This window comes from Streptosporangium amethystogenes subsp. fukuiense (assembly GCF_042665875.1).
GTDB classification, from domain to species: domain Bacteria; phylum Actinomycetota; class Actinomycetes; order Streptosporangiales; family Streptosporangiaceae; genus Streptosporangium; species Streptosporangium fukuiense.
The window spans coordinates 8,107,037-8,132,316 of record NZ_JBHTEE010000001.1; the positions used below are offsets into that span (position 1 = coordinate 8,107,037).

Consider the following 25,280-nt stretch of genomic DNA (forward strand, 5'->3'; position numbering starts at 1 on the left):
GTAAAGCTGACCTGGGGTTTCGGTAGTCCCCAAAACCGGGGCGGGGGTTGTCGTGATACACGCTGGGAGGTTAAGTGCGCCTCGCGTCCCGGATGTAGTCGTCGACGCTCTGGCCGCCCAGCCAGTCCGGTGCGATCCCCAGCAGTTCCTCGACCGGTGCGGGTGTCACCGGCTCTTCGGGGAAGGGCTCAAGGGGTTCGATATCGATCTTTACCATCTGTCCACGCACCGTCCCACTAGCCAGTACTTGTCTCACCCCATGCTTCCAACGACCGCCTGTGTCTCGGAGGGAAACTGTGCTGGTATCTCTCTGAACTGAAGCGGATCTGGCCGAGTAGACTCGCCCGAACCGGGGTCGTGCATGCGGGAACTTCCCTCACCGCCGAAGTAGGAGGGAAGGAATCACCATCCACAACTACCAGCAGCCTGTGAAGAAGCCGGGAGGCGGATGCCTGAAGCTCCTCTTGGTCGGTGTGGCGGCCCCCGTGGCACTGCTCGCGTATGTGCTCATCGGGACCGGTTCGAAGGACGAGTCGAGTCTCGCGTATACGCCCATGGGTACTCCGTCGCCCGCTTTCTCCCAGGGGATGCCCGTGGAGAAAGCGGAGAAGGTTCTCGCCGAGGTGTCGACGCCGAAGCCGTCTCCGAAGCCGAAGTTGCCCGGAATCGGTGATGTGGTCAGGGACGGGAAGTTCTCATTCAAGGTGACCAAGGTGGAGAGGCGGTCGGCGGTGGGCCAGGGGTTGCTCGCCAAGAAGGCTCAGGGGCAGTTCGTTCTGATCCATGTGACGGTGAAGAACGTCGGGGATAAGGCCGCGACGTTCTCCGACCACAACCAGAAGCTGTTCGACAGCAAGTACCAGGAGTTCAAGGCCGACTCCGGAACTGCAGTTATCCGCCTGAAGAACTCCAACGCCTACCTCAAACAGATCAACCCCGGCAACGGCGTCAAGGGAATTCTGCTGTACGACGTACCCAAGAGTGCCAAGCTCACCACGCTGGTGCTGCGCGACTCGGTCCTCTCCTCCGGTGCCCGGGTTGACCTTCGGTAATCGATAGGCGTTCACTTCTCTCTCGGATAGGCAGTGCCTGTTCAACCTCGCGTCGTCACGCCGGTCTGTTAGGTGAGTTCGAACCAGATGACGGTTCCTGTGGGGTCGCGGTGGAAGCCCCAGCGGGTGGCGAGCTCATTGACGAGGAGGAGTCCTCGGCCGCCGGTGGCGTTCAGACTGGAGTTCTTGACGTGGGGGATCTGTGTGGAGCCGGGGTCCTGGACGGTGATGATGACGCCATTGAGGGTGAAGGCCACCGTGACGACGAACTCCCGTGGCGGGCCCTTCGGTTCGGGGTCCGCAGTTTTGGTGCTGGTCGTTCTGGCGTCGGTTGGTCGGGTGTCGGCTGGTTCGGCGTTGGTTGGCTCGGTATCGATCGGCTCGGTGTCGGTCGGTTTGGTGGTGTGTTCGACGGCGTTGGTGGCGAGTTCGCTGGTGAGAAGTATGGCGTCGTCGCGGAGCGGGTGGTCGTCGCCGAGGATCTCGGCGACGAAGTTTCGCGCGGGTCTGACCTGGTCGGTGGTGGCCGGGAACCGCTGGGAGATGACGGGGGTGTGGTTCGGCGTTGTCGACCAGCCGGGGATCCGGCCCAGATGCGGCGACCACAGCGCGGCGGCCGGTCCGGTGCTGGTTCGGAATCGGTCAGCGAGCACGCCGACGAGGACGGACAGCAGTCGCACGGTCATCCCGGTCACCTCCCTTGCCGGTGATCTCGTTGTTCTGGTCGCTCACCGTGACCTGGGTGTCCCTGTCCGGGGCCTCGGGGTGGGGGTGGAAGTCCTCGATGTGCCCTATCCGGGCGGCGAGTTCGGCGGGGGTGTCGGCCTCGACGAGGCCGACGCGCTGCCGGTAGCGGGCGGGGGAGAGGGCCCACCAGCGTCCGGGGCCGTACCAGGGACGCCACTCGGGGAAGCGGAGCGTCAGCGTGCGCAGCGCGCGGGGGTCCTCGCCGGGTTCATGTCGGAGGTTCTCCGTTTCGACGAGAGGTGTGCTCATGCTGTCACCCCCTTCCGGTACGCCTCGCGCCTGCCGGGCCGTACCCCTGGCGGCGACTCCCGCCCGTACGACGGGGCCGGTCGCGAGTGGCGTCCCCGGCCGGTGGGAGAACCCGCGAGGGAACGGCTCGTCGGGCGCGGAGCCATGGTGGTCGACATGGCGGGCGCGGGCAGCCGGCCGCACAGGCCAAGGCGACGCCGGGCCGTCATCCGGGCACGGACCTGGGCCGGGGTGGGCTGCTCCCACAGGTGAGTGGGCCGATGCGGCAGGCTGGCGGCGTCGTGCGCGTACGGGGGATGACCGCACCAGCGGCACCCGAGGGGAGTCGGCGGCTGCTCGGCATGCCAGCGGATCCGGATGATCTTCGGGGTTCTACTACTGTGGAGCACAGTTCGCACCTCCAGTGTGCGGGCGAGGCTCTGCCAGGCGAAGCCACTCGACTGGCAGAGCCGTCTTCTTTGGCGGTGTCACCGGCCGCGTCTGTGTCTTGGCCGGTGATCAGGGGTTTCCATGTGGGGATCGGCGCATTCGTCAGGTGGGTCTGGTCGCCTGTTCCGGCGCCTGATGTGCTTCGCGGAGTTCGGCGTATCGGAACGCGGTATGCCGGGCGCCCCGGCCGGGTGCCGCGCATAGACGGCACGCTCGCGACGGGCGCCCCAGCCGATCTGCCACCCAGCGGTTCCAACCGTCGCGCCACACGACGAGTTCGCACCGTACGAACACGAGCGCCGGCCCGTCGTGTTGATGCGCGTCCGTAGGGGTGCCCACCGCGAGCTTCTGCTGGAGCCGTTCGACGGCCGTTCCGACCACCAGGTGACGGGAGTATCGGCTGTCACTCCCACACTCATTTCTCCTCACGGAAAGTGAAGCTATGAGTGCGGAGAGATATGGAGATCAGTGTCCTTGATACTTTGACGGGGAAGGGAGTCAAGAGAGTCAAGGCGGGTTACCGTGAGGCCATGACCTACTCAGACCCGGCGGCAGAGAGTGTGGGAAAGCGCGTACGGCGTGCTCGTAAGCGCCTGGGCATCACCCAGACCGAACTCGCCCGGCGCGTCAGCCGGGCGCAGTCCTGGGTGTCCGGCGTCGAGAACGACAGCATCCCTCTTGACTCCATTGCGTTGATCAACACCGTTGCCCGAGTGTTGCGCGTGCATCCGAACGAACTCACCGCACGCCCCTACCGAGGCGACACCCCCGCCGAGGATCGGGGACACTCTGCGATCCCCGAGATCCGCCGCCATCTGGAGCGCTACGACCTCGACCCCGAATGGGTCGGTGAAGTACGGTCACTGCCCGACCTTCGGGCCGCGACCGAGCATGCCTGCTGGTTGCGTCTGGAAGCCCGCTACGGGGAACTGGCCGATGCGTTGCCACCCCTCCTCTCCGAACTTCAGGCGGCCACCCATCTGTACGTCGAGCCTGACCGGAGCGCGGCGTTCGGACTGCTCGCTTTCGCTTACCAGACGGCGAACTCGATCGCCCACAACCTCGGGTACGCGGACCTCTCCCTGATCGCCACCAGCCGAGTCCGCTGGGCTGCGGAACGCTCGGGAGACCCGTACCACGGTGCCGTATCCGCTTACCTGCGGATACGAAACCTATGGGCCAGCACTTCATGGAACGACGCGCTCGCCGTACTTGACTCGGCCTGCGCGAGCATCGAGGACGAGTACGCCGCGGGTAAGCCCGAGGCCCTGGCCGTCTGGGGCGGCCTGCAACTACGGGCCGCGATCACCGCGGCCCGCAAGAACGACGCCGACGAAGCGTGGTCGCGGCACCGTCTCGCGGCCGAGGCGGTCACCCGGCTCGGTGCTCGCCAGCGCACCAACTACTACGAGTTGTGCAGTAACCAACACAACATCGACATTCACGGCGTCGCCGTCGCCGTCGAGCTCGGTGACGGCCCCCGAGCCGTGACCCTCGGAAAGACGGTCCGCCTCCCGAAGGGTATGCAGGCCAATCGCGTCGGGCACCACCATCTCGACCACGCCCGAGGCCTGCTCTGGTGTGGCAAACGCGACGACGCCCTGGCCGAGATGGAGCACGCGGAGAAGGTGGCTCCCCAGCTTGTCCGCAACCATCCGATGGCCCAGCAGGCTGTACGGACCTTGCTGGATCTGGAGCGGTACAGCTACCGGGAGCGGATCCGTCGGCTGGGTGTTCGGATGCATATTCTCTGACATATCCGGGATGGCCGGTTGTGGACATCGTCATAGCCGTGCTCTGTCGCGATCGGCGAGAAGGTGAGAACGTGGAAGCGCTTCATCGATCTTGACGCAGGTCAGGCGACGTGGGCGATCGCTCGCATCCCAGGGAGGTCCGTGTGCTGGACAGGGACGATGCGCAGTGGCTGGGCCGCAAACCCGTCGTGCTGGGCATGATCCACCTGCAGCCGCTGCCGGGCACCCCGTTTCACCGCGAGGGCAGCTTCCCGCAGATCTTGCGAACGGCGGTGAAGTCGGCGCGCGCCTTGTACGACGGCGGCGCGGATGGAGGTCTGATCCAGACGGTGGATCGGGTCTATGCCCCCGGTGAGGAGAGTGATCCCGCGCGGATCGCCGCGCTCAGTCTCATCACCCGTGCGGTCACCGATGTTGTCGGCCCCGACTTCCGGGTGGGCGTGCAGCTGATGCGCAACGCGGTGCAGGCGTCGCTGGCTGTCGCCAAGGTCGCCGGCGGTGTTTTCGTACGGGCAGGCGCGATCGTTGGCGCGACGCTCACCACGCACGGCATGGTCGAAGCCGATCCGCTGGCGGTGATGGAGTACCGCAAGAAGATCGACGCCTGGAATGTGAAGATCATCGCCGAAGTTGAGTCGATGCACTACACCTGGTTCGGCGGCGGCAAGACGGTAGCCGACGTCGCCAGGGCGGCCCGGCAAGTCGGCGCGGACGCGGTGTCGCTGTGCCACCCCGATGAGGCGCGCGTGCTGAAGATGATCGCTTCGGTGCGCGCCGCCGCGCCGGGCCTGCCGATCATCCTGGCCGGTCACACCAATCACGACAACGCCGCTCGGCTGCTGGCTTCGCCCGAGGGTGCCGACGGCGCGTTCGTCGGTACGTGCCTGGAAGGTGACGGCTGGGGCAGCGCCATTGTCGCCGACAAGGTCAAGGCGTACATGGACATCGTGCATGCGGGAGCGCGGTGAGTTCGGCCTTGGGCGATGACACCGGCAGAAGGTGAGCTTCGGTGCTGACTGTGGCCGAAGACGAGGAGGAGCACGATGACCCCCTCCTACACCCTCGCGGAGATGCTGCGCCAGGCAGACGCTCTGGCAGAGGACCTGCGCACCCTGCACGGCCAGACTCTGGAACAGGTCCGCGGCGTGCCGGTCGGTCAGGATCGGTCGGTGATCTCACGGGTGTACCTGGTGGGCAGCGGCGACTCCTACCATGCCGCCCTGGCCGCGCAGATGGCCTTTCATCGGCTGGCGGGGGTGTCGTGTGAGCCGTTGAGCGCGTTGCGCATGCTGGAATATGGTGCCGCCTGGGAGCAGGACGACGCGCTGCTCTCGGGTGCACTGGTGATCGGGATCTCCGCCTCCGGCGGTAATCGGCGCCTCATCGAGGCGCTGGAGCGAGCCGGTGAGCACGGCGCTCGCACCCTGGCCATCACCGCCACCGCGCACAGCCCGCTCACCCAGGTGGCCGACCACACTTTGACACTTCCGCTGGCGGGATTGCGGCCCTGCCCCGGGATCCGCACCTACCAGGCCAGCCTGCTCGGCCTGTTGCTGACCGCCATCGAGCTGGGCCGACAACGCGGCCACCGCTCGGCGTACGCCGATGTGCTCAACCGGGAGGTGCTGGCCGCGGCCGACGCGGTCGAGGCCACCACCATGGCACTGCGTTCGCGGTGCGAGCGACTCGCCGACCGGATCGCCGGCGCACCGGTGACGATGGTCCTCGGCAGCGGTCCCGGCTACGGCACCGCTCTGTTCGCCGCCGCGAAACTCATCGAAGCCGCCGGAGTGTTCGCCGCCGGGCAGGACCTGGAGGAGTGGGAGCACGTCGAGGTCCTGGCACGCCCCCGCGATATGCCGACCATGGTGATCGCCACGCCGGGCCGTAGCCGCAGCCGTGCCCTGCAGGTGGCCACCCGCGCCCGCGGCTACGGGCGCACCGTCATCGCTGTGGCCGACGACGACGACCACGACCTGGCCGAGACTGCCCACGTGGTGTTGCCGCTGCACGGCACGGTCCGTGAGGAGTTCTCCGCACTGTTGTCTCACCTGTTCGCCGGCCCGCTGGCCTGCTTCGTGGCCGGACGCCTGAACCGCCTGCCGTTCACGACCAACCGCCCCTGACCATTCCGATCAAGTGCGTAAGGAGTGATCTGGAGAGGAGTAAGTGACGACGCCCTGACCGAACTGGAGCACGCCGAGAAGGCGGCTCCCCTACTCATCCGCAACCACCCCATGGCACAACAGGCCGTACGTACCCTGCTCGACCTGGAGCGCTACGGCTACCGCGAACGCATCCGCCGCCTCAGCGCGCGCATGCACATCCTTTGAGACATTCGATTTCGGTTCATCAACTGCAGTATGAGGAGAGGGTTATGGACCTGATTACTCCTGTGCTCGTCTGGCGCAAGAGCAGCCGGAGTGCCCAGCAGGACAACTGTGTGGAGACGGCAAACCTTCCAAACGGAAGCCGGGCCGTACGGGACAACAAGGACCTGAACGGTCCGGTGCTGCGCTTCAGCGGTAGTGAATGGCAGACGTTCATCACCGCCGTCAAAAACGGGGCGTTCGATGACCTGAATCGCTGACCGACAGATGACAGGGTAGGGCGGTAACCCTCAAGAATGAGGAGCTTGCCCGTCGCCCGGTAGGCGATATCGATACCGAGTCGCCTGCAAATCCTCCTCAGCCGGCACCCAAGTTTCCCACTGGCGTAGCCGTCCCCCGCTTGTCTCGACCTTGCCGTCTGGCTGACTGCTTACTTCGATGCAATCTACGACGACTAGGTGAGTGTGGTGCTCACGCGCATTCCGGACCTCACCTTTCGTCAACTCGACGGCATCCGCCGGGTTGATAGATCCCTTTACCTCAATGTGCAGTTCTTCGTGTCTGTCGCCGGATTCTCTGACTGCATGAAGATCATAGGATTCGGTGGTTCCGACGTCGGTGATCTGATATCCCTGGCTCTCGTAGAGTTCGGTGGCCATACCGACGGCATGCTGCTCAATGGCCAGACGCCGAGCAGCGCTCATAACGCGGCCGGCGCCCCCTCTTGAAAGGGACGCCGACCTTGTCGGGGTACCTTCGGTTTCCACGAGCATCACCGGGACGGCTGGGCTCACCGGACGCAGTTCTTGAGGAGCGACTTCAACATTGTTGAGGTCTGGGTTCGCGATGTCATTGGCTAAACGCTTGTGATCTTCCGGGGCATAGCCTGGTACATCAAGGTAGAGCCTTATTCGCTTGCGGTTGTTTCCGTCCTTCTTAGCGTTTGGATCTTTTCCTATCTTTCCTTGGGGTGTGGTTAGCATGAAGCGGACACGTTCCATGTCTTCATGTTGCGGGAGGTGGATTTTTTGATCAAAAAGCCTTCGTTCGCCTTCTGGGAGGTCGGCTATTTTGCTGGACTCTACAAATCCTGAGATCAGAGTGGCGCCTCGATTCCTAAGTCTGTCAAGAAGCAACTCTAGAGCAGGATTGTATTCGCCATTCCGTGCGCCACTAGGAGATTTTCCACCAGAACTGTTCATCACAAGAGAAAGGCGCCCGTCGTTGCCTTCGATGGAGAAGTTGGCGTTCATCTGTCGGCCGTCGTCGGTGGTGGGCTGCATGGTGTAAATCATGACAGATGGTTCCAACGGTGGTCTACGGGACTTTTTCGAAACTGCGGCAGGCTTGCGCTGGGTCGATACGTTTGGCAGCGCCGTTGCGTCGAAAAGAGCGCGATGCGCAACGAGGCAGGTCCTTGGTGCCACTCGGTGTATGGGTCAGCTGATGCCGGTCCGGCGAGCGCAATCGAAGGTCGATGACCTGCCAGCATGTAAGTGACATGCCGACACCTGGTCAACTCGTCATCAACAATTTTGTCGTTCCAGAGTGGCGCTCATGCCTTACCGTTCACTCATCCAAGGGCAGGAGGGCACGTCGTGGGGCAGGTTGGCCGTTGGCTCACAAGCTTGGAGGCCTGTGCGGGGGCAGGAGGTCAGGCACTTGGCCTGGAGATGGCCGGGTTCGCGCCGGTCATGCTCATCGACAACGACAAGCACGCCTGCGCGACGCTGAGATGGAACCGGCCAGCCTGGGACGTAAGGCAGATGGACCTTCGTGATTTCGTGGCAGGCGAGCACTCGCAGGTCTATGACGTGGATCTGCTCTCCGCCGGTGTGCCGCGTACGCCGTACTCCGTAGCCGGGCATCAGCAAGGTTTCAAAGACTCGCGGGACATGTTGTCGGCGGTGGTCTGGCTGGCCACCGAGGTTCGTCCTCGAGCGATCATGATCGAGAACGTCCCAACCTTGCTTACCGATGCGAAATTCGAGGCCAATCGGAGGTTCGTCATCGAAGAGCTCACACACCTCGGTTATGCCATCGGCTGGCGGGTTCTCGACGCTCAAGACTTCGGCGTACCGCAGGCTCGTCGCAGCAGCATCCTGGTGGCCATGAAACCCGATGACCTTGGGCGGTTCCAATGGCCTGAAGCGCAAGGCTTCTCGGTGACCGTTGCCGCCGCGCTTCGGGAGTCGATGGGAAGCCGCGGTTGGGCAGGTGTTCCCGAGTGGGTTCGGTTGGCGGACCAGGTGGCGCCGGCCATCGTTGGTGGATCTTCCACACACGGTGGGGCAGACTTGGGCCCTACACGGACGAAGGCGGCATGGGCCAGGCTGGGAGTCAACGGTCACAGCCTAGGAGACGACATTCCCGGCCCGGACTTCGTCATGGAGTTTGACCTTGGCAAGCACGGCAGGGACGGCCTCCCCAAACTGACGATTCCGCAGGTCGCCACACTTCAAGGCTTCCCGGAGGAGTGGCACTTCGAGGGGGGCAAGACCGCGCGCTATCGACAGGTCGCCCAGGCGTTTCCCCCACCTCTGGCCAAGGCTGTCGGCAGGCAGATCGCGGCAGTCCTGAACGATCCCGCATCGGTCCCGCCAGTGGCGTGAAGATCGAATAGGGGCAACGGTACTCTTGCGAGTCATGACCGCCCGCGACGCTAGCCCCATCAATGTGATCGACCTCTTCGCGGGCTGTGGTGGTTTCACTGAGGGGTTTCGCTCCTTTCGTCCGGATGCAGAGACTTCGTCACCGTATCGGTCCGTTGCGGCAGTGGAGTTTGATCTCGCGGCAGCTTCCACCTACGCTGCCAACTTTGGGAAGTGGGCAGGTGGGGCGGATCATGTCTTCCCAGGAGATATCAAGGACTGGGATCCAGGGAGCGTCGGACACGACGTCGACGTGATCCTCGGTGGCCCCCCCTGCCAAGGGTTCTCCGGCCTAGGGAAAGAGGACGTCGACGATCCGCGGAACAAGCTATGGCGTCAGTACATGCGCGTCGTCAAAGCTGTCAAGCCCAAGGTTTTCATCATTGAAAACGTGGAACGCTTCTTTCGGTCCATGGAGTATGAAGCGCTTTACGCTGCCACGGAGAAGCCTGACGGCGAATTACGTGAATACCGTCTAGAGTCCGCGACTCTCAACTCCGCTGATTATGGGGTTCCACAAAGCCGGCGTCGGGCCATCGTGATGGCCTCCCATCGGGACCTCCCTCCTTTGCGTCATCCGACGCCCACGCATAAGAGGAGGCAGAATGGAGTTGACTCCATTCCAGGAGTTGACGACCTTCCAGATTGGGTCGCGGTGGCAGCCGTTTTCAAGAAGACCTCGGAGGCGACTGCCACGACAGAGCTTCCCGCGCGTGACTGTATTCAACTCGATGACCACCGACTGCCTGGGGCATTCCGTTCTCGTGAGCTTCATATTGGACGTGAGCCAACCCAAACATCATTGAAGCGATATCGGGCTATTCCGCCGGGTGGAAATCGCCATGATTTACCTCCTGATCTTTCCACTCCTAACTGGATAAAGCACCGCACAGGTTCGGGTGACGTCATGGGCAGGCTGGTATGGGACAAGCCATCCGTCACCATTCGCACTGAGTTCTTCAAGCCGGAGAAGGGGCGTTATCTTCACCCCTTCGCCGATCGTCCGCTCACGCACTATGAGGCTGCGCTGATTCAGGACTTCCCCGATGACTTCCTCTGGTGTGGAAGTAAGACACAGATCGCCCGACAGATCGGCAACGCCGTACCTGTCGGGCTTGCGAAGGCCATCGCCGGACAGGTTTACCGGCACTCCCGCGAGTGGTGACGCCTGCTTAACTACTGCGGTCTCGTACGGGTGCTTCGGAGAAGAGCTTTTCGAAGAGTGGCAGCAGTGCGTTCACCGCCTGCCCGGATATCGCGCCGTCATCGGGGCCATCCGGTAGACGATCGTATGAGATCACTGCGGTCTCCCCGTCGTCCATCCAGGCTCGTCGAGCATCGCTGTCCAACTGATCGTCCGGGGCCAGGACCTCAAAGAGCAGCGTGCTCGCGGCGGCGTTCACGGCGGCAGCCGCTGCGTTCACCTCGCGTCCGCCCTTGATAGTCCCCTGTTCCATGAGCTGGATCAGTGCTTGCGCGGTCGGTCGATGGTGGATGATCTCCATCCGTAGGACCGTGTTGAACACGTCCTGATTTCTACTGGCCAGCTCTACCGGACTGTAATCGTCGCCGTCGCGGAAAAGCTCAGCTGCCCACCACAGTCGAGCAAATGCCTGGGTGTGGAACGGGCCACAGAATCGATGTGAATTGACCGTCTGGGGATCGTCACTTTTTTTCGCACGCCCGATGTGTCGCCAGAAGACGTAATCCGGCGCCAGTCCCATACTTAGGAAGTTCCAGAGGCCGGCGTCGGCAGCCTCTCTGCGGGTGATCCGCAGGATGGCGTGTAGGCGAGGAGCCAGCCAGGCGTCCGCAGCAGTGGGCGGACCATCACCGAACCGCCGCATCGCCTCGTCGATGAAATCTCGAAGGAGCCTCGTCTCCCATCGGGGAGAGTCGTCCAAAGGTCGGCACGCCTTGCTTATGAGGGCCTGGGGGAGCTGTTCCTTCCCGTCAAGGACGCCACTGGTCAGGAACCTGAGGGCCTCCGAGTCTGGAAGAAGGGCGATGCGTTGGGGGAAAGTCACCGGGTTCCCTCCTCACTGGCAGCAGCCGTGGTGCGGTGAATTGTACGGAACATGCCTCCAAGGGATCGAGGAAACTTGGATTGTTTCGAAGCTGCATGCAACACACGCATCTGAAGATCTCCACCCCCGTCTCCTCGCCGGCGGATTTCCATGAGCTCAAACAGGCCATCGTCAGGGGAGCGATCCGGATACATATCCGGCAGCATTCGTCGAAGCACCGAGTCGTACCACCCCCCAGGCCACTCCGGCCGGCCGCTTTCGAGCCGGATGGCATAAGCTGCCGCGTTGAAGAGAGTTATCCACATTTCCACAGCCAGCTGGGCGCGCATCAGATCCCGTAACTGCGGATCGACCCCCGAGGTTTTGCCGAGAAGCAAGCCCAGACCTTCAAAGCTTGAGTTGAGATAAACGACGGGCTCATCGCCGACAGCGTCCACGGCCCAGGGATCGGACTTGTAAGCGTTCAGATGAGGGTTGTCCTCGTCGGAGAAGTCGACCCATCTCTGTTTAATACTCTTCTGCGTGGTGGGAACACGACTCTGCAGGTCCACCGTCCAGGACGGGACCGTGGAACCGATCATCCTGCCGGGGATACCGTCAACGGTTGCCACCACATGACCGGTCAGCATCGCGGTGTTGAGATGATCGTCGTGATGGAGCTCGATATTCCCCACCCACACTCCGTCAGCCTCGTGTCGAAGCGGTGTGACCACCCGTGTGTTGGTCTTCTTCTCGTTGAGTACGGCTGCGCAACTCACCTCTGACCATGGGCCCGAGGTGAGCTCCTGCAGAGGTACCCGCATTCGGAGAGAGAGCCGGGCGTGTTCCCAGTTCTCCCTCTCGACCTGATGCAGCGCGATGACACGTTCTCCGGTGGAGATCAGTGCCAGCGACAGCGGCACGCTGTCCAGATGGGCCTCCCGGATCTCCAAGGACACCTCGCCCGCAAGCGTTGGGTAGGGGATCAGCCTTGTCACGTCGCGTTCTCCTTTGCCCTGGTCAGGCTGATCTCCACGGCGGACATCTGAGCGGCCACCGGGTGACTCGTTACGTCACTGACACCGTGAAACACTGCGGATCGAGCACCCGTCTTGAATGCCAGATTTCCTGCCGAGGTCACCTCGCAGTTGAGCTCAGCGGTTAGCCTCTGCCAGTCCGCGCTGGGATGTGGGCCTGATCTGGTCACAAATCTGAGCATGGGCGTCATAAGCCAGGGATCGACGCGGACGGGAAGCCTGACCTCGACGCGCACCTGCCAGGCCCCATCCTCAGTGAGTGATCCTTGAACATGCTTAACCGTGGGAAATCCAGGGTTGCGCGGCAGAGCTGGAGGATCAACCCGTAGTAGGTCGTCAAGCGGATCCGGACCGTTGTCGTCGCCCTCGGGTCGACGCACGATTCGGCGGATCTCCTCGTGCGTGTCCCTGCGGAACTCGGCGAGACGACTGGCTGCCCCGCGAGTGTAGGTGGCGATGAGGTCGTCGGTCGTCTTCCACGCATCATGTTCCGGGGGCTCGGAGGCGCGAAGGAACTCCTCCGCGGCCAGGGCGTCCGGGAGATCTGAACCGGTGGCCTTTCCCGCCAGGAGCACCGCTTGAAACGGAAACGAGCCGAGGGGAACATCTGTGACGGTTCGCCTCGTCACCACCATCCGGTTTCCTCGCATGCAGACCAGTTGATTGAGCTTCTCGTCGTTGTCGTCCGTCTGGGTCACCAAGAGCACCGCGTTGTGCTCGGCGAACTGCTTCTCACCCTTCCGGGCGTTCTCTTTCAACGGTGGTACACCCAGGACCACGGAACTCTGCACCACGTGGTCGGTCCGGGTGGGCTGGGAGACGGTGGTCCCCTCCAGGAAGGCACGCACGGCACGCGAACGTGCCGGTTCATGGATGTGAGGATCCACCCGCTCCTCTTCGATGACGACGACACCGTTACGCATCGAGGTGACTGATGCCTCCAGCAAGGGCTGGCTGTCCGTGGTCGAGATCATGGCGGCCCAGAAGTTTCGAGCTAGGTGCGTAACGAGCTTGCTGTGCATTCCGTCGAGATCGGTCGCGTCCCCGGTCGCGTCGTGGGCGCCGACAATAAGGAATGACGTGCCGGGGTCAGGGCTCTCCCGCGTCAGGTAGAGGTCTTCGACGGTCTTCGGATCGGCCCACCAAGACCGTGCGACTTCATCGCGTTGCGGATCTGCCTCACCGAACCAGGCGGGTCCCGCGTAGTCGACGCCGTCCAGGTGGTGCCAAGGGAGATCGAGTCTTCCGATCATTCGGGACTCTCTGCGACCTTCATATGGTTCGGAGAGCACACTGTTGATCATCACCAGCCCCAGTTGGCTGGATGCCCAGAGTGTGGCCTTGCCGAGTCCGTACGATCCGCCCGCCGTACCAGCCTTGTGGCTGTCGAGCAGGCGCCGGACGACGGCCGCGAAACGACCGTCGTCGTAGTCCGGCCCGGTGAGGCCGTTGGCGTTGTAGTCGTCGACCCGCAGAAGCAGCAGCGTGTCGTTCTCCCGCATCTCGTGGATGCCGTTGGCCAGCACGCGACCGACCTTCTGGCGCTGCGAGGGGTCAGCCGCGGCCTCGAAGTGAGGCTCTAGCTCGTTCCAATGCAGTGCGTCGAGGAAGCGTCGACGGCGTTCGCCGGAGATCTCATGCAGGAGATAGCGAACCCGGACGGGCTGGTTCGGGTCATGTTGTTCGTCGAGGCTGTTCTGCGTGGCCTCGCGTGCGAGAACCGACAGGTCTGCATCGAAGGCGAAGGTGGCGGCGTTACCGAGCTCGCGACCACCGTCGACATGGGCGGGACGGTGATACCAGGCCAGGCTCCCGGCTGAACTGGGAGAGTCTTCCCGATTCATTACGGCGCCGGGGTCGACACCGAGCACTTCGGCGATGGCCTCGATCTTGTCCATACGGGGTTCGGCTCGTCCCGTTACCCAGGCGGACACCGCTGCACGGGTGACGTCGAGCCTTATGGCCAGATCAGCCTGGCTCATGTTCTGCCGACGTAACTGCCTACTCAGCCACTCTCCGAAGGTGTATCTGTCCTCAACCACTCGGCCTCCTTCTTCTTGCTCGACCACTGAGTAGGTCAGCCTATGAGGTCATTTTTGACGAAGCAAGGTGCGTCAAATTTTTTTGTCTACTGACCTGGTGGCGTTCCGGCAGTCCGCTCGACCCTCTTTACAAGATCCACTTCTTCGTGGGAGGTGTGCTTGCAGTCGCGCCTGCCCTGCGGGGGTGAGAGGTGCTGTGTTGGACTTCTCTACGAAGTGGCACGGGTGGGGCTGCTGGGTGCCTCCGTGTAAGTCGGCAACAAAACACCAGGTCGGGGCCTTGCTGCATGAACTGCAACTGGCCCGGTTTTGTGCTTTTCGTCCTTTATTGCTGCTTGAGTTACTTTTGTGGAGTCTTTCAAGTTACTTACGGGTATGGATTTGGGGGCTCACATGTCCCCCCAAGATGTTGCCAAAGTAAAAAAAATAGGGCAGCCTGAAGAAGCCGGACGAAGTGCCGAGCAGATTCACCGGATGTGAACCTGCTCGCCGCTCTGTGATCGTGTTCTTATTGAAATGTTCGTCCGGGTGATGTCCTCCGAAGGTCGGGGGATCATCTTTAGGTGTGGTTTCCGATTCGGTCACCATCCATGTAAGGCCTCATGCGGGGGCATGGGCTTCTTTACGGTTTCCAGCATCGCCGTATTCCGCTATCCACAAATGTGGATCACTATGCCCTCCGAAAGGGGTTCGTGTTATGGAAAGCTGCCCGTTGTGTTCCCGCCCGCGGCGGTTCACGCGTCTTTACAAGGCGATGGTCGTCCTGAAGTACGAGATCGCCTCCCAGGAGGAGCGGGCTGAGATCCGGTACCAGGAAGACCTGGATGCGTCTGCCATTAGCAAGTGGCGCAAGGGCATCATCAAGAGCCTTGAGCTCGGCCACGGGTCGAGTTCGAGCAGCGCATCGTCGAGGTCCGTGCGTTATACCCGTGCCGACCGGATGAGTCGGGCCCCTCGTCACGCCAAGCCTAACCAGCATGACGAGGCACAGCTTTTCATCACGGTTCTCGCACGCCTCCTGCGTTGGCTCGACTGATCCTTTTTAGGTAAGCGGGAAGGGGCTGGACCCCGCGGCCCCACAGTTGGGCGGGGGCAGGTGACGCATTGGAACGTATCCATTTTTCCGGGTACCCGTTATGCTGCCTGCCTCCGCCCGTTTCCCCCGACTTGGGTTGTGATCCCATGATCGAGGTTCGCCGGCGGAACCATGCCGGCCATCCCCTGAAGTATCCCTGGTGTTCGCGCAGGAGCTGATCAAGCCATGAGCTTTGAGACATCTGATTCCCTCGTCCTGCAAGTCGTGCTCGATCAGTCCCGTCGTGTTCTGGAGACCTACAGGGTCGACCCCGGCCTTATCCAGGAGCACGCCAATAGTGAGCGTCGGATCACTCAGGGTGGCTACGGTGAGCGGCAGCTCTATGAGCTGGTGCAGAACGGTGCGGACGAGCTCCGCGATGATCCCGGCGGCGACATCCAGGTCGTGCTGACCGACACTCACCTGTACTGCGCGAACATGGGTAACCCGGTTACCCCTGCCGGTGCGGAGACGATTCTCCGGATGAGTGTCTCCCGCAAGCGCGGTGGACAGATCGGCCGTTTCGGCGTGGGGGTGAAGTCTGTCCTCAGCGTTTCGGACACGCCTCAGTTCTTCAGTGTCAGCGGCAGTTTTGGCTTTGACAAGGAATGGTCTGCCGAACAGATAAGAGCAGTTTATTCAAACGCTCTTGAAACTCCTGTACTTCGTACAGCTAAACCGCTCGACCTCAATCAGACGGTCGCTGTCGATCCGGTACTGGCTGAACTGATGAAGTGGGCATCAACGGTGGTCCGCCTGCCGCTCAAGCCTGAAGCCGTTAACCGGCTCGGGGAAGACATAAAGAATTTCCCGAAAGAGTTCGGTCTGTTCTCCGCCCACGTCGGCGCGGTAATTCTTGAAGACCGCCGTACCGGTCGGCGGGTTCAACGAAAGATTTTCCATAATTTCTCGGGAAAAAAATGCACGGTCCAGGAGGAGAACGCCAACGGAAAGGACGTCACCGAAAAGTGGCAGGTGTTCACCAGGACGCATGCTCCCAGCTCCACCGCACTGGGGGCGGCCGGCGAGCTGCACGATCGTCCTGAAATAGACATCTCCTGGGCAGTTCCTGATCAGAGACGTGCGGAGCGCGGAACCTTCTGGGCCTATTTTCCGACGAACTACGACACCACATTGAAGGGTATCCTCAACGCGCCGTGGAAAACGAGTGAGGATCGGCAGAACCTCTTCGATCACAACGCGTTCAACGACGAGCTTCTCACAGTCGCGGCTGACCTTGTGGTCGACTCCATTCCCGAACTGTCCTCCTCTGAGGACCCCGGTTCTTACCTTGACTTTCTACCCGCGCGAGGTCGGGAGGCATCTCAGTGGGCTGATCGTCGACTAACGGCTGCGGTATGGGGCGCAACGGCAACCAAGCCGTCTCTCCCTGATCAGCGAGGAGAGTTTCGCACTCCTAAGGAGATCAGACTTCATCCTGAGGGGTTGCGGGAGGAGTGGCTTCAGCTGTGGGCGGAGCACCGGGGAGCTCCTAGAAACTGGTGTCACCGTTCCGTCGAGCAAAGAGATCGCCGAGCAAGGGTCGGATACATTCTTGCCGCAGCGAACGTATCGGTCGCGTCGCTTCGCGAATGGCTTGAGGCGCTGGTGGCGGATGGCAGTGCGGAGGCATCCATCAGGGCGGTTCGGATCGTTGCGGGGATCAAGCGGGATGAGCCGAAACTCGCCGAGGAGGCACTCAGGGCCAAGATCGTCCTCACCGAGTCGCACGGGTTGGTCGCTCCCGTCGAAGGTCGGGTGTTCCGTCGGAGCACGACCGATGCTCTTCACGATGACCTGGTCTACGTGGCGGAGCAGGTGGCTCGGGACACTCACGCTCTTCAGGCGCTTGGGGCGCTGGGGATTCACGAGGCCGACGGTGCTGGCCGGTTCGCCGCCGTTGTGGCCCAGGGGTTCCACGGTTATGGCGAATCACAGTGGGCCGACTTCTGGCAGTCGGCTCGCCGAGTGGACCCGACCAGGGCCGTTACCCTCCTGAGGGAGAAGGTGGCAGACCCGGCCCGAACGCTACGAGTTCGCACGATGAGCGGTCACTTCCGATTGATCCATGACTGTTTGCTTCCGGGAGTCGTCGTGCCCGGTGACGGGAGTCGGGATCAGGAGATCGCTGTCGACATGGGGTTCCATGCCGATGATCGCGTGGTGTTTCCAGATCTCGGGCTGACAGAGACACCGCTGATCAACCAGGATCCACGAGGAGACTCTTGGTACGACGAGTACGAGGAGTCGGCGTGGAAAACCTACTGCGCGACCCTTCCAACCAACGCCTCTCGACCGCGACAGACCTCGATGAAACTGGAGGGCGCGAATCCAGCAGGTCCGCTCCACCTGCTGCTGAAGCTTTCCGAGGAAGGGCGTGCGGCCTTTCTGCAGCACCTACCCGACCGAGGCGTGGTCAGGAGCTGGACCATCCAGGTTGGAGCGCACCAATCGACGCGCCGAACCATCAACTCTCCATTGGTGTGGGCGATCCGTAAGTACGGACGGGTGAAAACCTCGCGGGGAATCATGCCGGTGCACGCATCCGTGGGGTCGGGGTTGAGCTCCTACCAGGAACTTCTGCCAGTGGCACGTATATCTACCTCCCTGGCGACGGCATTGAATCTGCCTGCGGCCTTGGGCGATGTGTCTGCTCGGATCTGGGAGCGGCTCGCCCGAGAGGCTGCTAGGAGCGAGGATGACGAGTTCCCTGGCCAGGTTTATGCGTTGGTCCTCGAAGCGGCGGTTGACTGGCCCGAAGGAGTGCCCACACGCTGTCGGATCGGTGACACGTGGACAACACGACCGGATGCGGAGATCGCTGTGACGGCGATCCGGTCGGAGTACGAGGACCTCAAGCGCGAACTTGTCCCAGCTCTGCTGGTGCCCAACGCCCAGGTCGTCGAGTCGTTGGTCGAGACCTGGGGCATGCGCAGGGTAGCCGACGTCATCGCGAAGGAGATCAGATACGTCCCCCAGTCGGATCCCACACTGTTGACGGATGAGTTTCCACACCTCAAAGTCAATTACCGACAAAAGGTCACGGGCTGGTCGATAGTGCGGTGCAGTGAGCTTGAGGAGATCACTCGAACGCCTCACGGCATGCGGGCAGAGACCGTACCGAGCGCTGCCCAGGATCGCTCCGTTCTGATCCTGAACCCGGAAGACGACCTGGCTGCGCTCGTTCAGGTAGACCGGACTCTCAAGCTCGGTCTGGGAGCGGCCGGATGTGCGTCGATTCTGGCCAGGCGTCAACAGCAGCGTGACCACGAGCGTGTTCAGCGAGCACGCAAGGCCGTAAGTCCGGTGGAGAAGATCCTGGAGCTGGTCGGCGAGGAACAGCTGAAGCGAGGTCTTCCCGAAGGGCTCCTGGAGAGTGAGCAAACAGAGACAGGGAAAGTGATCGATGCTCAGCGCGTTGCTCAGCTGGCAATCAACGCTCACGGGGCCGGCATTCTCCGTCACCACAGCAAGGACCTAGCAGCACGCATTCCGGAGGCACCCAGCAGCTTCCGGGGAGACACCGTCTCCCGACGATTCATCAGCGAACTTGGACTTCCCGAGGCATACGCGGGTGCGAAGACGGTCAGCAGACCTCCAGAGGAGGAGGTTGACGGGCCAACCAGTTTCCCGAGATTGCATGCCTACCAAGAACAGTTGGCCGACAACATGTTCCGGCTCCTGACACGCCCGGCGCCGGGCCGGGCCATGCTCAGCCTCCCAACCGGAGCGGGCAAGACGCGCGTGGCAGCGGAGGGCGTGATTCGGGTTATCAAGGAGCGTGGGCTTACCGGACCCGTTCTCTGGATCGCACCCACAGAAGAGCTTTGTGAGCAAGCTGTGCAAAGCTGGCGGTTTGTCTGGTCGAAGGTGGGACCCGACAAAAAGCTCACGATCAGCAGACTCTGGTCGAGCAACGCGGCGTCCGCTGTGCAGGACAACGCCCACCTGGTGGTGGCCACAGATGCCAAGTTGGCCCAATGTCTGGATGGCGAGGAGTACGCATGGTTGCGGAGGGCCGCAGTCGTGATCGTCGACGAAGCACACACCTCGACCTCCCCTCGTTACACCCAGATTCTGCGCTCGCTGGGGCTCACCTTCAGCCGAACGGAACGCCCACTCATCGGACTGACCGCCACGCCGTACCGAAGCAACAACGAGGAGGAGACCAAGCGGCTTGTTGACCGCTTCGGCCGAGCACGCCTGGACGATGGGGTATTCCCGGGAGACCCCTACACCGCGCTACAAGAGTTCGAGATGTTGGCTCGTGTCGATCATCGAGAGTTGCCCGGCGCGACCATCAGCCTGGACGCGGAAGAACTGCGGATTGCTGATTTCCGTGGCCTTCCCGCTTCCGCCGAGCAGAGACTCGCGGGTAACGAAGAGCGAACCCGCATGCTGATTGATGAGATCGTCGGGCTGCCCAAGGACTGGCCGATTCTAGTCTTTGCCACCTCGGTCAACCACGCCAAGGTGCTGGCGGCCAAACTGAATGGTCGGAACGTCACAGCCGCGGCCATTGACGCGGCCACGCCGATCTCGGAACGTCGCAGCAGGATCGACGACTTTCGTTCCGGCCGCATCCGTGTGCTTACTAACTTCGGAGTCCTTCACCAGGGGTTCGATGCCCCGGCAACGCGCGCCGTGGTTGTAGCGCGACCGACGTACAGTCCCAACGTCTACCAACAGATGATCGGCCGTGGTCTGCGTGGACCTAAGAACGGCGGAAAGGAACGCTGCTTGATCCTTGACGTTCGCGACAACATCGTGAACTTCGACGAGAGCCTGGCCTTCACTCAGTTCGAGCACCTGTGGAGCAACGGTGAGTGAGCCCTACCAGGGCGGTCATCTCCTGACCGCCGAGCAGGAGGCGGTGGTCCGTCAGTCGGCCGATGCCCTTCTGCTGGTCACCGCAGGAGCGGGATCGGGTAAGACGCACACGCTGGTTCGGCGACTGGATGTACTGGTCGCTCAGGAGGAACTGGGCGCGGGCGAAATCCTGGTGCTCAGTTTCTCCCGAGCTGCGGTACGGGAACTGCGGACCAGGCTGGCTCGCCACGGCGAGGCCGCCCGACATGTTCGGGCGCAGACCTTCGATTCCTGGGCACTCGATGTGCTCGTACAGGTCGCAGCGGATGAGGAGTGGCGAAGCAGGAGTTTCGAGGACCGGATCGTTGGAGCCACTGACGCGATCGCTGATGGCCGCGCGGATCATCTGTACGAAGAACTGCGTCACGTGGTGATCGACGAGGTGCAGGATCTCGTGGGTAGCCGGCGGGAACTGGTTGAGACGCTGTTGGAACGGTATGACTGCGGATTTACCGTGGTTGGCGATCCCGCTCAGGCGATCTACGGCTTTCAGGTTGAGGATCCCGAGGAACGAGCGGGAGAGACCAACCGGTTCTTCGACTGGCTCCGCATTACCTTTGGTGATGATCTTTTAGAGCTACGTCTTACGGAGAATTTCCGCGCTCGAACGGAGGAGTCGCGTACCGCGCTTCCCATTGGACCCGTTCTCCAGGCCGGCGCCGAGGCGCGGGATGCGCCACATCTCGGCCCGAAGACGTTCAACGAGCTGCGAACCGCTCTGCTCGGAACCCTGAACATCGGAGAGTTGGATGACGAGTTCGTGCTCGCCGCACTTCGCGATCCGGTGGGGAGCACCGCGATCCTGAGCCGGACCAATGGACAGGCGTTGTTGGTCTCCGGACAGTTGCATGCGGGCCAGGTCCCTCATCGGTTGCAGAGAGCTGCTCAAGACCGGGCCGTCCCCTCGTGGATGGCGACACTGTTCCGTTCCTCCGCCGGGTCGGTGCTGACGAGGGACCGCTTCGACGAACTTGTTCCAAATCTCAGTCTTTCTCCCGGAGGTGATCCGGACGTGCTGTGGGGGCTGCTGTTGCGGTCAACCATGCGCCGAGGTAACCGCCACTCGATCGACCTCATTGAGTTGCGATCGGTGCTTGCCGCAGGTCGTCTCCCCGATGAGATCACCGCACAACCGTCGTCGCCGCTCGTCGTCTCCTCTTTCCACCGTGCCAAAGGGTTGGAGTTCGACCGGGTGATCGTTGTCGATCCCGGACCGTTGCTCGACGGCCGGGAGAGCGATCCAGACGAGGAGGCTCGCATGCTCTATGTGGCGATGACCCGTCCGCGTGATGAGCTGATGTGGCTCAACACGCCGGACACCCGTCTTGTTCGTAAGGGCCATGCCGCTCGCTGGGGTCGTTATGGATGGCAGCGTTGGCAGCGGATGGGATTGGAGTTTCTCGGTGAGGACGTTCACCGGGACGAGCCCGCAGGGACGAGCGTTCTCTCTGGGAACCCTGTGGAAATCCAGGACTACCTGCGTACGGAGATCTCTGTCGGAGATGAGTTGGTCCTGGAGCGGATGTACGAAGACTCCCTCGAAGAGGGGCAGAGCCCGCCCTATCTCGTACGGCATGCAGGTTGTCCCCTTGGAACCACCTCTCGATCCTTCCAACGCGATCTCTACGGTTTTCTGCGGTTGAGCCGCGATTACGTGCCACGGGTCTATCCCAGGGTGATTAGAGGGGTCTACCTGGACGCCGTCGAGACGGTCACGGGAAGCGAGGCCGCGGGTTCGCTGGTCGGTCTCGGAGCGCACGGAGTCTGGTTGGTCCCACGTCTGACGGGACTGAGCTGGTTCGGCTACGACGCCAAGGACGATGGCCGGGAGGCTAAGGATGACTGACTCGGAAGCGCACTACCGATTTCGCCGGGAGCTGGCTGACCGGTTGCAGAAGGACATCCTCGGCCCGGTTGGAGGCGACGAGGAAATACTGATCGACGCTCCGGCGACGGCGTACATCGCCGGCGTGCTCTATCCGCGAGACGCAGACGAGGAGCGCTCCACCGCTGAGAGCACCGAACAGGAGCTTGACCTAGCCCCGACCGCGATGGCCGTGGATGAAAAGCCCGATGCAGGGGCGGCCTTGGCGAACCGGCAGATGCCCTCCGCTATGGGGCTCACCTTCGCTGTGGACACGACCCAATGTTCGACGATCATTCTGGCGGTGAGTGTCGCCGTCTACGACGCGATCAACGAGGAGGGCCGCGTCGTCAAGGCTCAGCGCGCCGAGCGGCGAGCCACTCAGGATGACAAGATCCGGTGGCGGCGGCGTCCGCTAACCATCGAACCGTTCCCGGTGAAGGTTACGAAGCCAGACAATCCTGAGCGCGAGCTCGTGCCAGGGCTTCAAGTTCGACTGCGCGTACGTGAGATTGACGAGCGGGGTGTCGTGGCTGTCACCGCCACGCTCATCAATCTGAACAAGGTCGGTCCGGCCGACATCAAGGACGCCCACTGTTTCTTTCAGCCGGTGTTGAAGGTGACCGCCGAGGGAGGGCGAGCAGCGTTCGTTGAGCGCCAGGTGATGAGTGGGAGTAGCGACGAGGAAGTTCTAGTGAGCCGGCTGCTCCACCGGCATGCGCCTATGTTCGCGACGGGCCACGGATGTGCTGCCGACTGGGAGTGGGAGCCGCCCCATCCGCGAGGGCCGAGATCTCTCGCGCCCGCCGCTACTGATGCCATTTGGACGGCGGTCGTTCCCATGGCTGAGGTGTTGCTCACGAGCTCCAACCCTGACATCGAAGAACTTGGGATGCAGTGGCTGGCCGATGCCGATGACAGCGAGGTGTTCCAGAGTCTGCGGCGCCTGACGAGTGGGTACCGTTCCTGGATTGATGCACGAGCCGAGGAAGCCGGGTGGCTGGGGGAGACCGACCTTGGCCAGGTCGCTCAGCGGCAAATCGAGGCATGCGAGGCTGTCTGTGCCCGAATAGAACGTGGAATTGCCCTGTTGGAACGGGATTCCGATGCGCTGAGGGCGTTCCAACTCGCGAACCAGGCGATGGCGAGGCAGCGTGCTCGAACCGCCTGGATCAAAGAGGGCAGGGCGGGTGAGCCCAATCCAAAGATCGGCCGATGGTATCCATTCCAGATCGGCTTCGTACTGCTCTGTCTGGAAGGGATCGCCAACCCCGGCCACGACGATCGCCGGATCGCCGACCTGCTGTGGTTCCCGACCGGTGGTGGCAAGACCGAGGCATACCTTGGGCTCATTGCCTTCACAGTCTTTCTGCGGCGGATCCGCGGCGGCATGCAGGGGGGCGGGGTAACCGTCCTGATGCGTTACACACTGAGGTTGCTCACCTTGCAGCAGTTCGAGCGTGCGGCGACTCTCATGTGTGCGATGGAGTTGATACGAGGGAAAGACCGAACCCGCCTGGGTGAGGAGACGATCTCTTTGGGGATGTGGGTCGGGAAGGCTGCCACTCCGAACACGCTGAAAGACGCAGAAGAGAGTATCGAAAGGCTACGCGGCGGTAAGAAACTGTCGGAGATGAACCCGGTGCAGCTGCGGTCCTGCCCGTGGTGCGGAACAGTGATGGACGCCTTCGACTATCACGCTTATCCCGACTCCGAGACGATGTCGATCCAATGCCGCAATGCGGATTGCGACTTCCATGGTGGGCTTCCCGTACACGTGGTGGATCAGGCGATCTACAAGGCTCGGCCGACGCTCATCATCGCGACGGCAGACAAATTCGCTCAGATCACCTGGCGCTCGGATGTCGCCAAATTGTTCAACCGCGAGGACGCACCAGAGGGGACTCCTCCACCGGAGCTCATCATCCAGGACGAGCTGCATCTGATCTCTGGACCGCTGGGCACCCTTGCAGGGCTCTACGAGACGGCGATTGACATCGCGTCAGACTTTCCCAAGGTGATCGCCTCGACCGCGACCATCCGCCGCGCGAGGGAACAGGGCGCGCGGTTGTTCGACCGGGATGTCAGTCAGTTCCCACCGGCTGGACTAGACGCCCGCGACTCATGGTTCGCGGTTGAGGCACCGCCGGATCGGAAGGCATCTCGGATGTACATCGGGCTGCTCACCGCCAGCACCAGCCAGGCGACCCTGTTGATCCGCGCGTACGCAGCGTTGTTGCACCATGCCGCGTTTATCGAGGGTGACGAAACAGTCCGAGACGCCTATTGGACCTTGGTGGGTTATTTCAACAGTCTGAGGCTGCTGGCTGCCGCTGAGCTGCAGATCCATGCCGACGTGGACGAGCGGCTCAAGCAGCTCGCCAACAGGGACGAAACGGCCGGGCGTATGGTCAAGGTGCTTGGAGAGCTGACCAGCCGTGTGGACTCCAGCGAAATCCCAAAGAACCTCGAAGTTCTCTCCATCGCCTGGCCACAGGAGGGGGTGACCGACGCGGTGCTTGCCACGAACATGATCTCTGTCGGTGTGGATGTGAACCGCCTTGGGCTCATGGCCGTTACCGGCCAACCGCAGACCACCGCGGAGTACATCCAGGCGACCAGCCGGGTCGGTCGGCAACACCCCGGCCTTGTGGTGGCGCTGTTGAACTCAGCGCGGTCCCGCGACCGTTCCCACTACGAGAACTTCACGACCTACCATTCGGCGCTCTACCGGCAGGTCGAGTCCACCAGCGTCACGCCCTTCGCAGCTCGTGCACGAGACCGAGCCCTACACGCGGTGCTCATCGGGCTGGCACGTATGTGCGTGCCTGCGGCGCGGATGAACGCCGACGCGAGTCAGATCGGAACCTTCCTGGATGAGGTCCTGAAACTCAGGAACGACATTTTGAAGCGGGTTCAGAAGATCTCCGAGGAGGAGCACGACAGCACCGCTGAGGAACTCGACGACTTCATCGAACACTGGCAGCAGTTGGCTGAGGACAACCCAGGCCTTCTCTATGAGGCTCCCCGAAGGCAATGGGCAGGCCAGATCCGGCATGGAGATACCGCGCTGCTCAGCTCCTACGGATCAGACGAAGATCTACTAGACGCCATCGAGACGATGTGGAGTCTACGGGACGTCGATGTGGAATCCGATCTCTACCTGGAGAAGTGA

20 protein-coding genes are annotated in these 25,280 nt (G+C 62.4%); 12 read left to right on the plus strand and 8 right to left on the minus strand.

Annotation, left to right across the window (positions count from 1 at the left end; all coding sequences use genetic code 11):
- Positions 1–70: 70 nt before the first annotated feature.
- Entirely contained in the window at positions 71–217 is a 147-nt protein-coding gene (locus ACFQVD_RS36060) for a hypothetical protein (protein WP_343969085.1), read from the minus strand.
- Positions 218–428: 211 nt separating this feature from the next.
- Between ACFQVD_RS36060 and ACFQVD_RS36065 the strand changes: the two genes are divergently transcribed.
- On the plus strand, positions 429–1,052 hold the full coding sequence (locus ACFQVD_RS36065) for a DUF4352 domain-containing protein (RefSeq protein ID WP_343969083.1): 624 nt from the start codon (positions 429–431) through the stop codon (positions 1,050–1,052).
- A gap of 68 nt (positions 1,053–1,120) precedes the next feature.
- Here ACFQVD_RS36065 and ACFQVD_RS36070 read toward each other — a convergent pair whose 3' ends face one another.
- From ACFQVD_RS36070 to ACFQVD_RS36080, 3 genes are read right to left on the minus strand one after another with little or no spacing between them, the layout of a single operon-like run.
- Positions 1,121–1,738, minus strand: coding sequence for an ATP-binding protein (locus ACFQVD_RS36070; RefSeq protein WP_343969081.1), 618 nt, complete (start codon positions 1,736–1,738; stop codon positions 1,121–1,123).
- The gene (locus ACFQVD_RS36075; protein ID WP_343969079.1) at positions 1,695–2,048 is read right to left on the minus strand and encodes a hypothetical protein; all 354 of its coding nucleotides are present in this window, start codon (positions 2,046–2,048) and stop codon (positions 1,695–1,697) included. Before ACFQVD_RS36075 ends, ACFQVD_RS36070 begins: the two co-directional genes overlap by 44 nt.
- The gene (locus tag ACFQVD_RS36080; protein WP_386273243.1) at positions 2,045–2,437 is read right to left on the minus strand and encodes a hypothetical protein; all 393 of its coding nucleotides are present in this window, start codon (positions 2,435–2,437) and stop codon (positions 2,045–2,047) included. Before ACFQVD_RS36080 ends, ACFQVD_RS36075 begins: the two co-directional genes overlap by 4 nt.
- A 570-nt stretch (positions 2,438–3,007) precedes the next feature.
- On the opposite strand from ACFQVD_RS36080, the gene ACFQVD_RS36085 reads away from it, so the two are divergent.
- The 5 genes from ACFQVD_RS36085 to ACFQVD_RS36105 all read left to right on the plus strand — a co-directional run bounded on the left by ACFQVD_RS36085 (position 3,008) and on the right by ACFQVD_RS36105 (position 6,821).
- Positions 3,008–4,231 (plus strand): helix-turn-helix domain-containing protein, encoded by a 1,224-nt coding sequence (locus tag ACFQVD_RS36085; RefSeq protein ID WP_343983862.1) that lies wholly within the window; start codon positions 3,008–3,010, stop codon positions 4,229–4,231.
- A gap of 143 nt (positions 4,232–4,374) precedes the next feature.
- On the plus strand, positions 4,375–5,199 hold the full coding sequence (locus ACFQVD_RS36090; RefSeq protein WP_343983865.1) for a BtpA/SgcQ family protein: 825 nt from the start codon (positions 4,375–4,377) through the stop codon (positions 5,197–5,199).
- 75 nt (positions 5,200–5,274) lie between these two features.
- Positions 5,275–6,357 (plus strand): SIS domain-containing protein, encoded by a 1,083-nt coding sequence (locus ACFQVD_RS36095; protein WP_343983868.1) that lies wholly within the window; start codon positions 5,275–5,277, stop codon positions 6,355–6,357.
- Between the two features lie 24 nt (positions 6,358–6,381).
- Complete coding sequence (locus ACFQVD_RS36100) at positions 6,382–6,564, plus strand: hypothetical protein (protein WP_343983871.1); 183 nt, start codon at positions 6,382–6,384, stop codon at positions 6,562–6,564.
- A gap of 44 nt (positions 6,565–6,608) precedes the next feature.
- Positions 6,609–6,821 (plus strand): DUF397 domain-containing protein, encoded by a 213-nt coding sequence (locus ACFQVD_RS36105; protein WP_343983873.1) that lies wholly within the window; start codon positions 6,609–6,611, stop codon positions 6,819–6,821.
- A gap of 30 nt (positions 6,822–6,851) precedes the next feature.
- Here the strand turns inward: ACFQVD_RS36105 and ACFQVD_RS36110 are convergent, their stop codons facing one another.
- Positions 6,852–7,844 carry a protein NO VEIN domain-containing protein gene (locus ACFQVD_RS36110; protein WP_343983875.1) on the minus strand — a complete coding sequence of 331 codons (993 nt, stop codon included), beginning with the start codon at positions 7,842–7,844 and terminating at the stop codon, positions 6,852–6,854.
- Between the two features lie 315 nt (positions 7,845–8,159).
- Here ACFQVD_RS36110 and ACFQVD_RS36115 point away from each other — a divergent pair, with 315 nt between their 5' ends.
- Together ACFQVD_RS36115 and ACFQVD_RS36120 are read left to right on the plus strand one after the other, a co-directional pair.
- Positions 8,160–9,173 carry a DNA cytosine methyltransferase gene (locus ACFQVD_RS36115; protein WP_343983879.1) on the plus strand — a complete coding sequence of 338 codons (1,014 nt, stop codon included), beginning with the start codon at positions 8,160–8,162 and terminating at the stop codon, positions 9,171–9,173.
- Between the two features lie 34 nt (positions 9,174–9,207).
- On the plus strand, positions 9,208–10,377 hold the full coding sequence (locus ACFQVD_RS36120; protein WP_343983882.1) for a DNA cytosine methyltransferase: 1,170 nt from the start codon (positions 9,208–9,210) through the stop codon (positions 10,375–10,377).
- Between the two features lie 7 nt (positions 10,378–10,384).
- Here ACFQVD_RS36120 and ACFQVD_RS36125 read toward each other — a convergent pair whose 3' ends face one another.
- The 3 genes from ACFQVD_RS36125 to ACFQVD_RS36135 all read right to left on the minus strand — a co-directional run bounded on the left by ACFQVD_RS36125 (position 10,385) and on the right by ACFQVD_RS36135 (position 14,297).
- A complete protein-coding gene (locus ACFQVD_RS36125) occupies positions 10,385–11,116 on the minus strand; it encodes a DUF6339 family protein (RefSeq protein ID WP_386273248.1) in 732 nt (243 codons plus the stop codon).
- Positions 11,117–11,235: 119 nt separating this feature from the next.
- On the minus strand, positions 11,236–12,216 hold the full coding sequence (locus tag ACFQVD_RS36130; RefSeq protein WP_343983763.1) for a hypothetical protein: 981 nt from the start codon (positions 12,214–12,216) through the stop codon (positions 11,236–11,238).
- Positions 12,213–14,297, minus strand: a complete 2,085-nt coding sequence (locus ACFQVD_RS36135) for a helix-turn-helix domain-containing protein (RefSeq protein ID WP_343983766.1) — start codon at positions 14,295–14,297, stop codon at positions 12,213–12,215. The genes ACFQVD_RS36130 and ACFQVD_RS36135 overlap by 4 nt, the downstream gene beginning before the upstream one ends.
- 754 nt (positions 14,298–15,051) lie before the next feature.
- Here ACFQVD_RS36135 and ACFQVD_RS36140 point away from each other — a divergent pair.
- The 4 genes from ACFQVD_RS36140 to ACFQVD_RS36155 all read left to right on the plus strand — a co-directional run bounded on the left by ACFQVD_RS36140 (position 15,052) and on the right by ACFQVD_RS36155 (position 25,280).
- Positions 15,052–15,333: a hypothetical protein gene (locus ACFQVD_RS36140; protein ID WP_343983768.1), complete on the plus strand. Its 282-nt coding sequence runs from the start codon at positions 15,052–15,054 to the stop codon at positions 15,331–15,333.
- Positions 15,334–15,558: 225 nt separating this feature from the next.
- Positions 15,559–20,202, plus strand: coding sequence for a DEAD/DEAH box helicase (locus ACFQVD_RS36145; protein WP_386273251.1), 4,644 nt, complete (start codon positions 15,559–15,561; stop codon positions 20,200–20,202).
- A complete protein-coding gene (locus tag ACFQVD_RS36150) occupies positions 20,195–22,087 on the plus strand; it encodes an ATP-dependent helicase (RefSeq protein WP_343965547.1) in 1,893 nt (630 codons plus the stop codon). Before ACFQVD_RS36145 ends, ACFQVD_RS36150 begins: the two co-directional genes overlap by 8 nt.
- The gene (locus ACFQVD_RS36155) at positions 22,080–25,280 is read left to right on the plus strand and encodes a helicase-related protein (protein ID WP_343965549.1); all 3,201 of its coding nucleotides are present in this window, start codon (positions 22,080–22,082) and stop codon (positions 25,278–25,280) included. Before ACFQVD_RS36150 ends, ACFQVD_RS36155 begins: the two co-directional genes overlap by 8 nt.

Excerpts from the sequence above, each read along its gene's own strand:
- ACFQVD_RS36145 (WP_386273251.1), top strand. The coding sequence starts at position 15,559 with ATGAGCTTTGAGACATCTGATTCCCTCGTCCTGCAAGTCGTGCTCGAT.
- ACFQVD_RS36085 (WP_343983862.1), top strand. The coding sequence starts at position 3,008 with ATGACCTACTCAGACCCGGCGGCAGAGAGTGTGGGAAAGCGCGTACGG.
- ACFQVD_RS36140 (WP_343983768.1), top strand. The coding sequence starts at position 15,052 with ATGGTCGTCCTGAAGTACGAGATCGCCTCCCAGGAGGAGCGGGCTGAG.
- ACFQVD_RS36120 (WP_343983882.1), top strand. The coding sequence starts at position 9,208 with ATGACCGCCCGCGACGCTAGCCCCATCAATGTGATCGACCTCTTCGCG.
- ACFQVD_RS36070 (WP_343969081.1), bottom strand. The coding sequence starts at position 1,738 with ATGACCGTGCGACTGCTGTCCGTCCTCGTCGGCGTGCTCGCTGACCGA.
- ACFQVD_RS36075 (WP_343969079.1), bottom strand. The coding sequence starts at position 2,048 with ATGAGCACACCTCTCGTCGAAACGGAGAACCTCCGACATGAACCCGGC.
- ACFQVD_RS36060 (WP_343969085.1), bottom strand. The coding sequence starts at position 217 with ATGGTAAAGATCGATATCGAACCCCTTGAGCCCTTCCCCGAAGAGCCG.
- ACFQVD_RS36155 (WP_343965549.1), top strand. The coding sequence starts at position 22,080 with ATGACTGACTCGGAAGCGCACTACCGATTTCGCCGGGAGCTGGCTGAC.
- ACFQVD_RS36095 (WP_343983868.1), top strand. The coding sequence starts at position 5,275 with ATGACCCCCTCCTACACCCTCGCGGAGATGCTGCGCCAGGCAGACGCT.
- ACFQVD_RS36105 (WP_343983873.1), top strand. The coding sequence starts at position 6,609 with ATGGACCTGATTACTCCTGTGCTCGTCTGGCGCAAGAGCAGCCGGAGT.
- ACFQVD_RS36110 (WP_343983875.1), bottom strand. The coding sequence starts at position 7,844 with ATGCAGCCCACCACCGACGACGGCCGACAGATGAACGCCAACTTCTCC.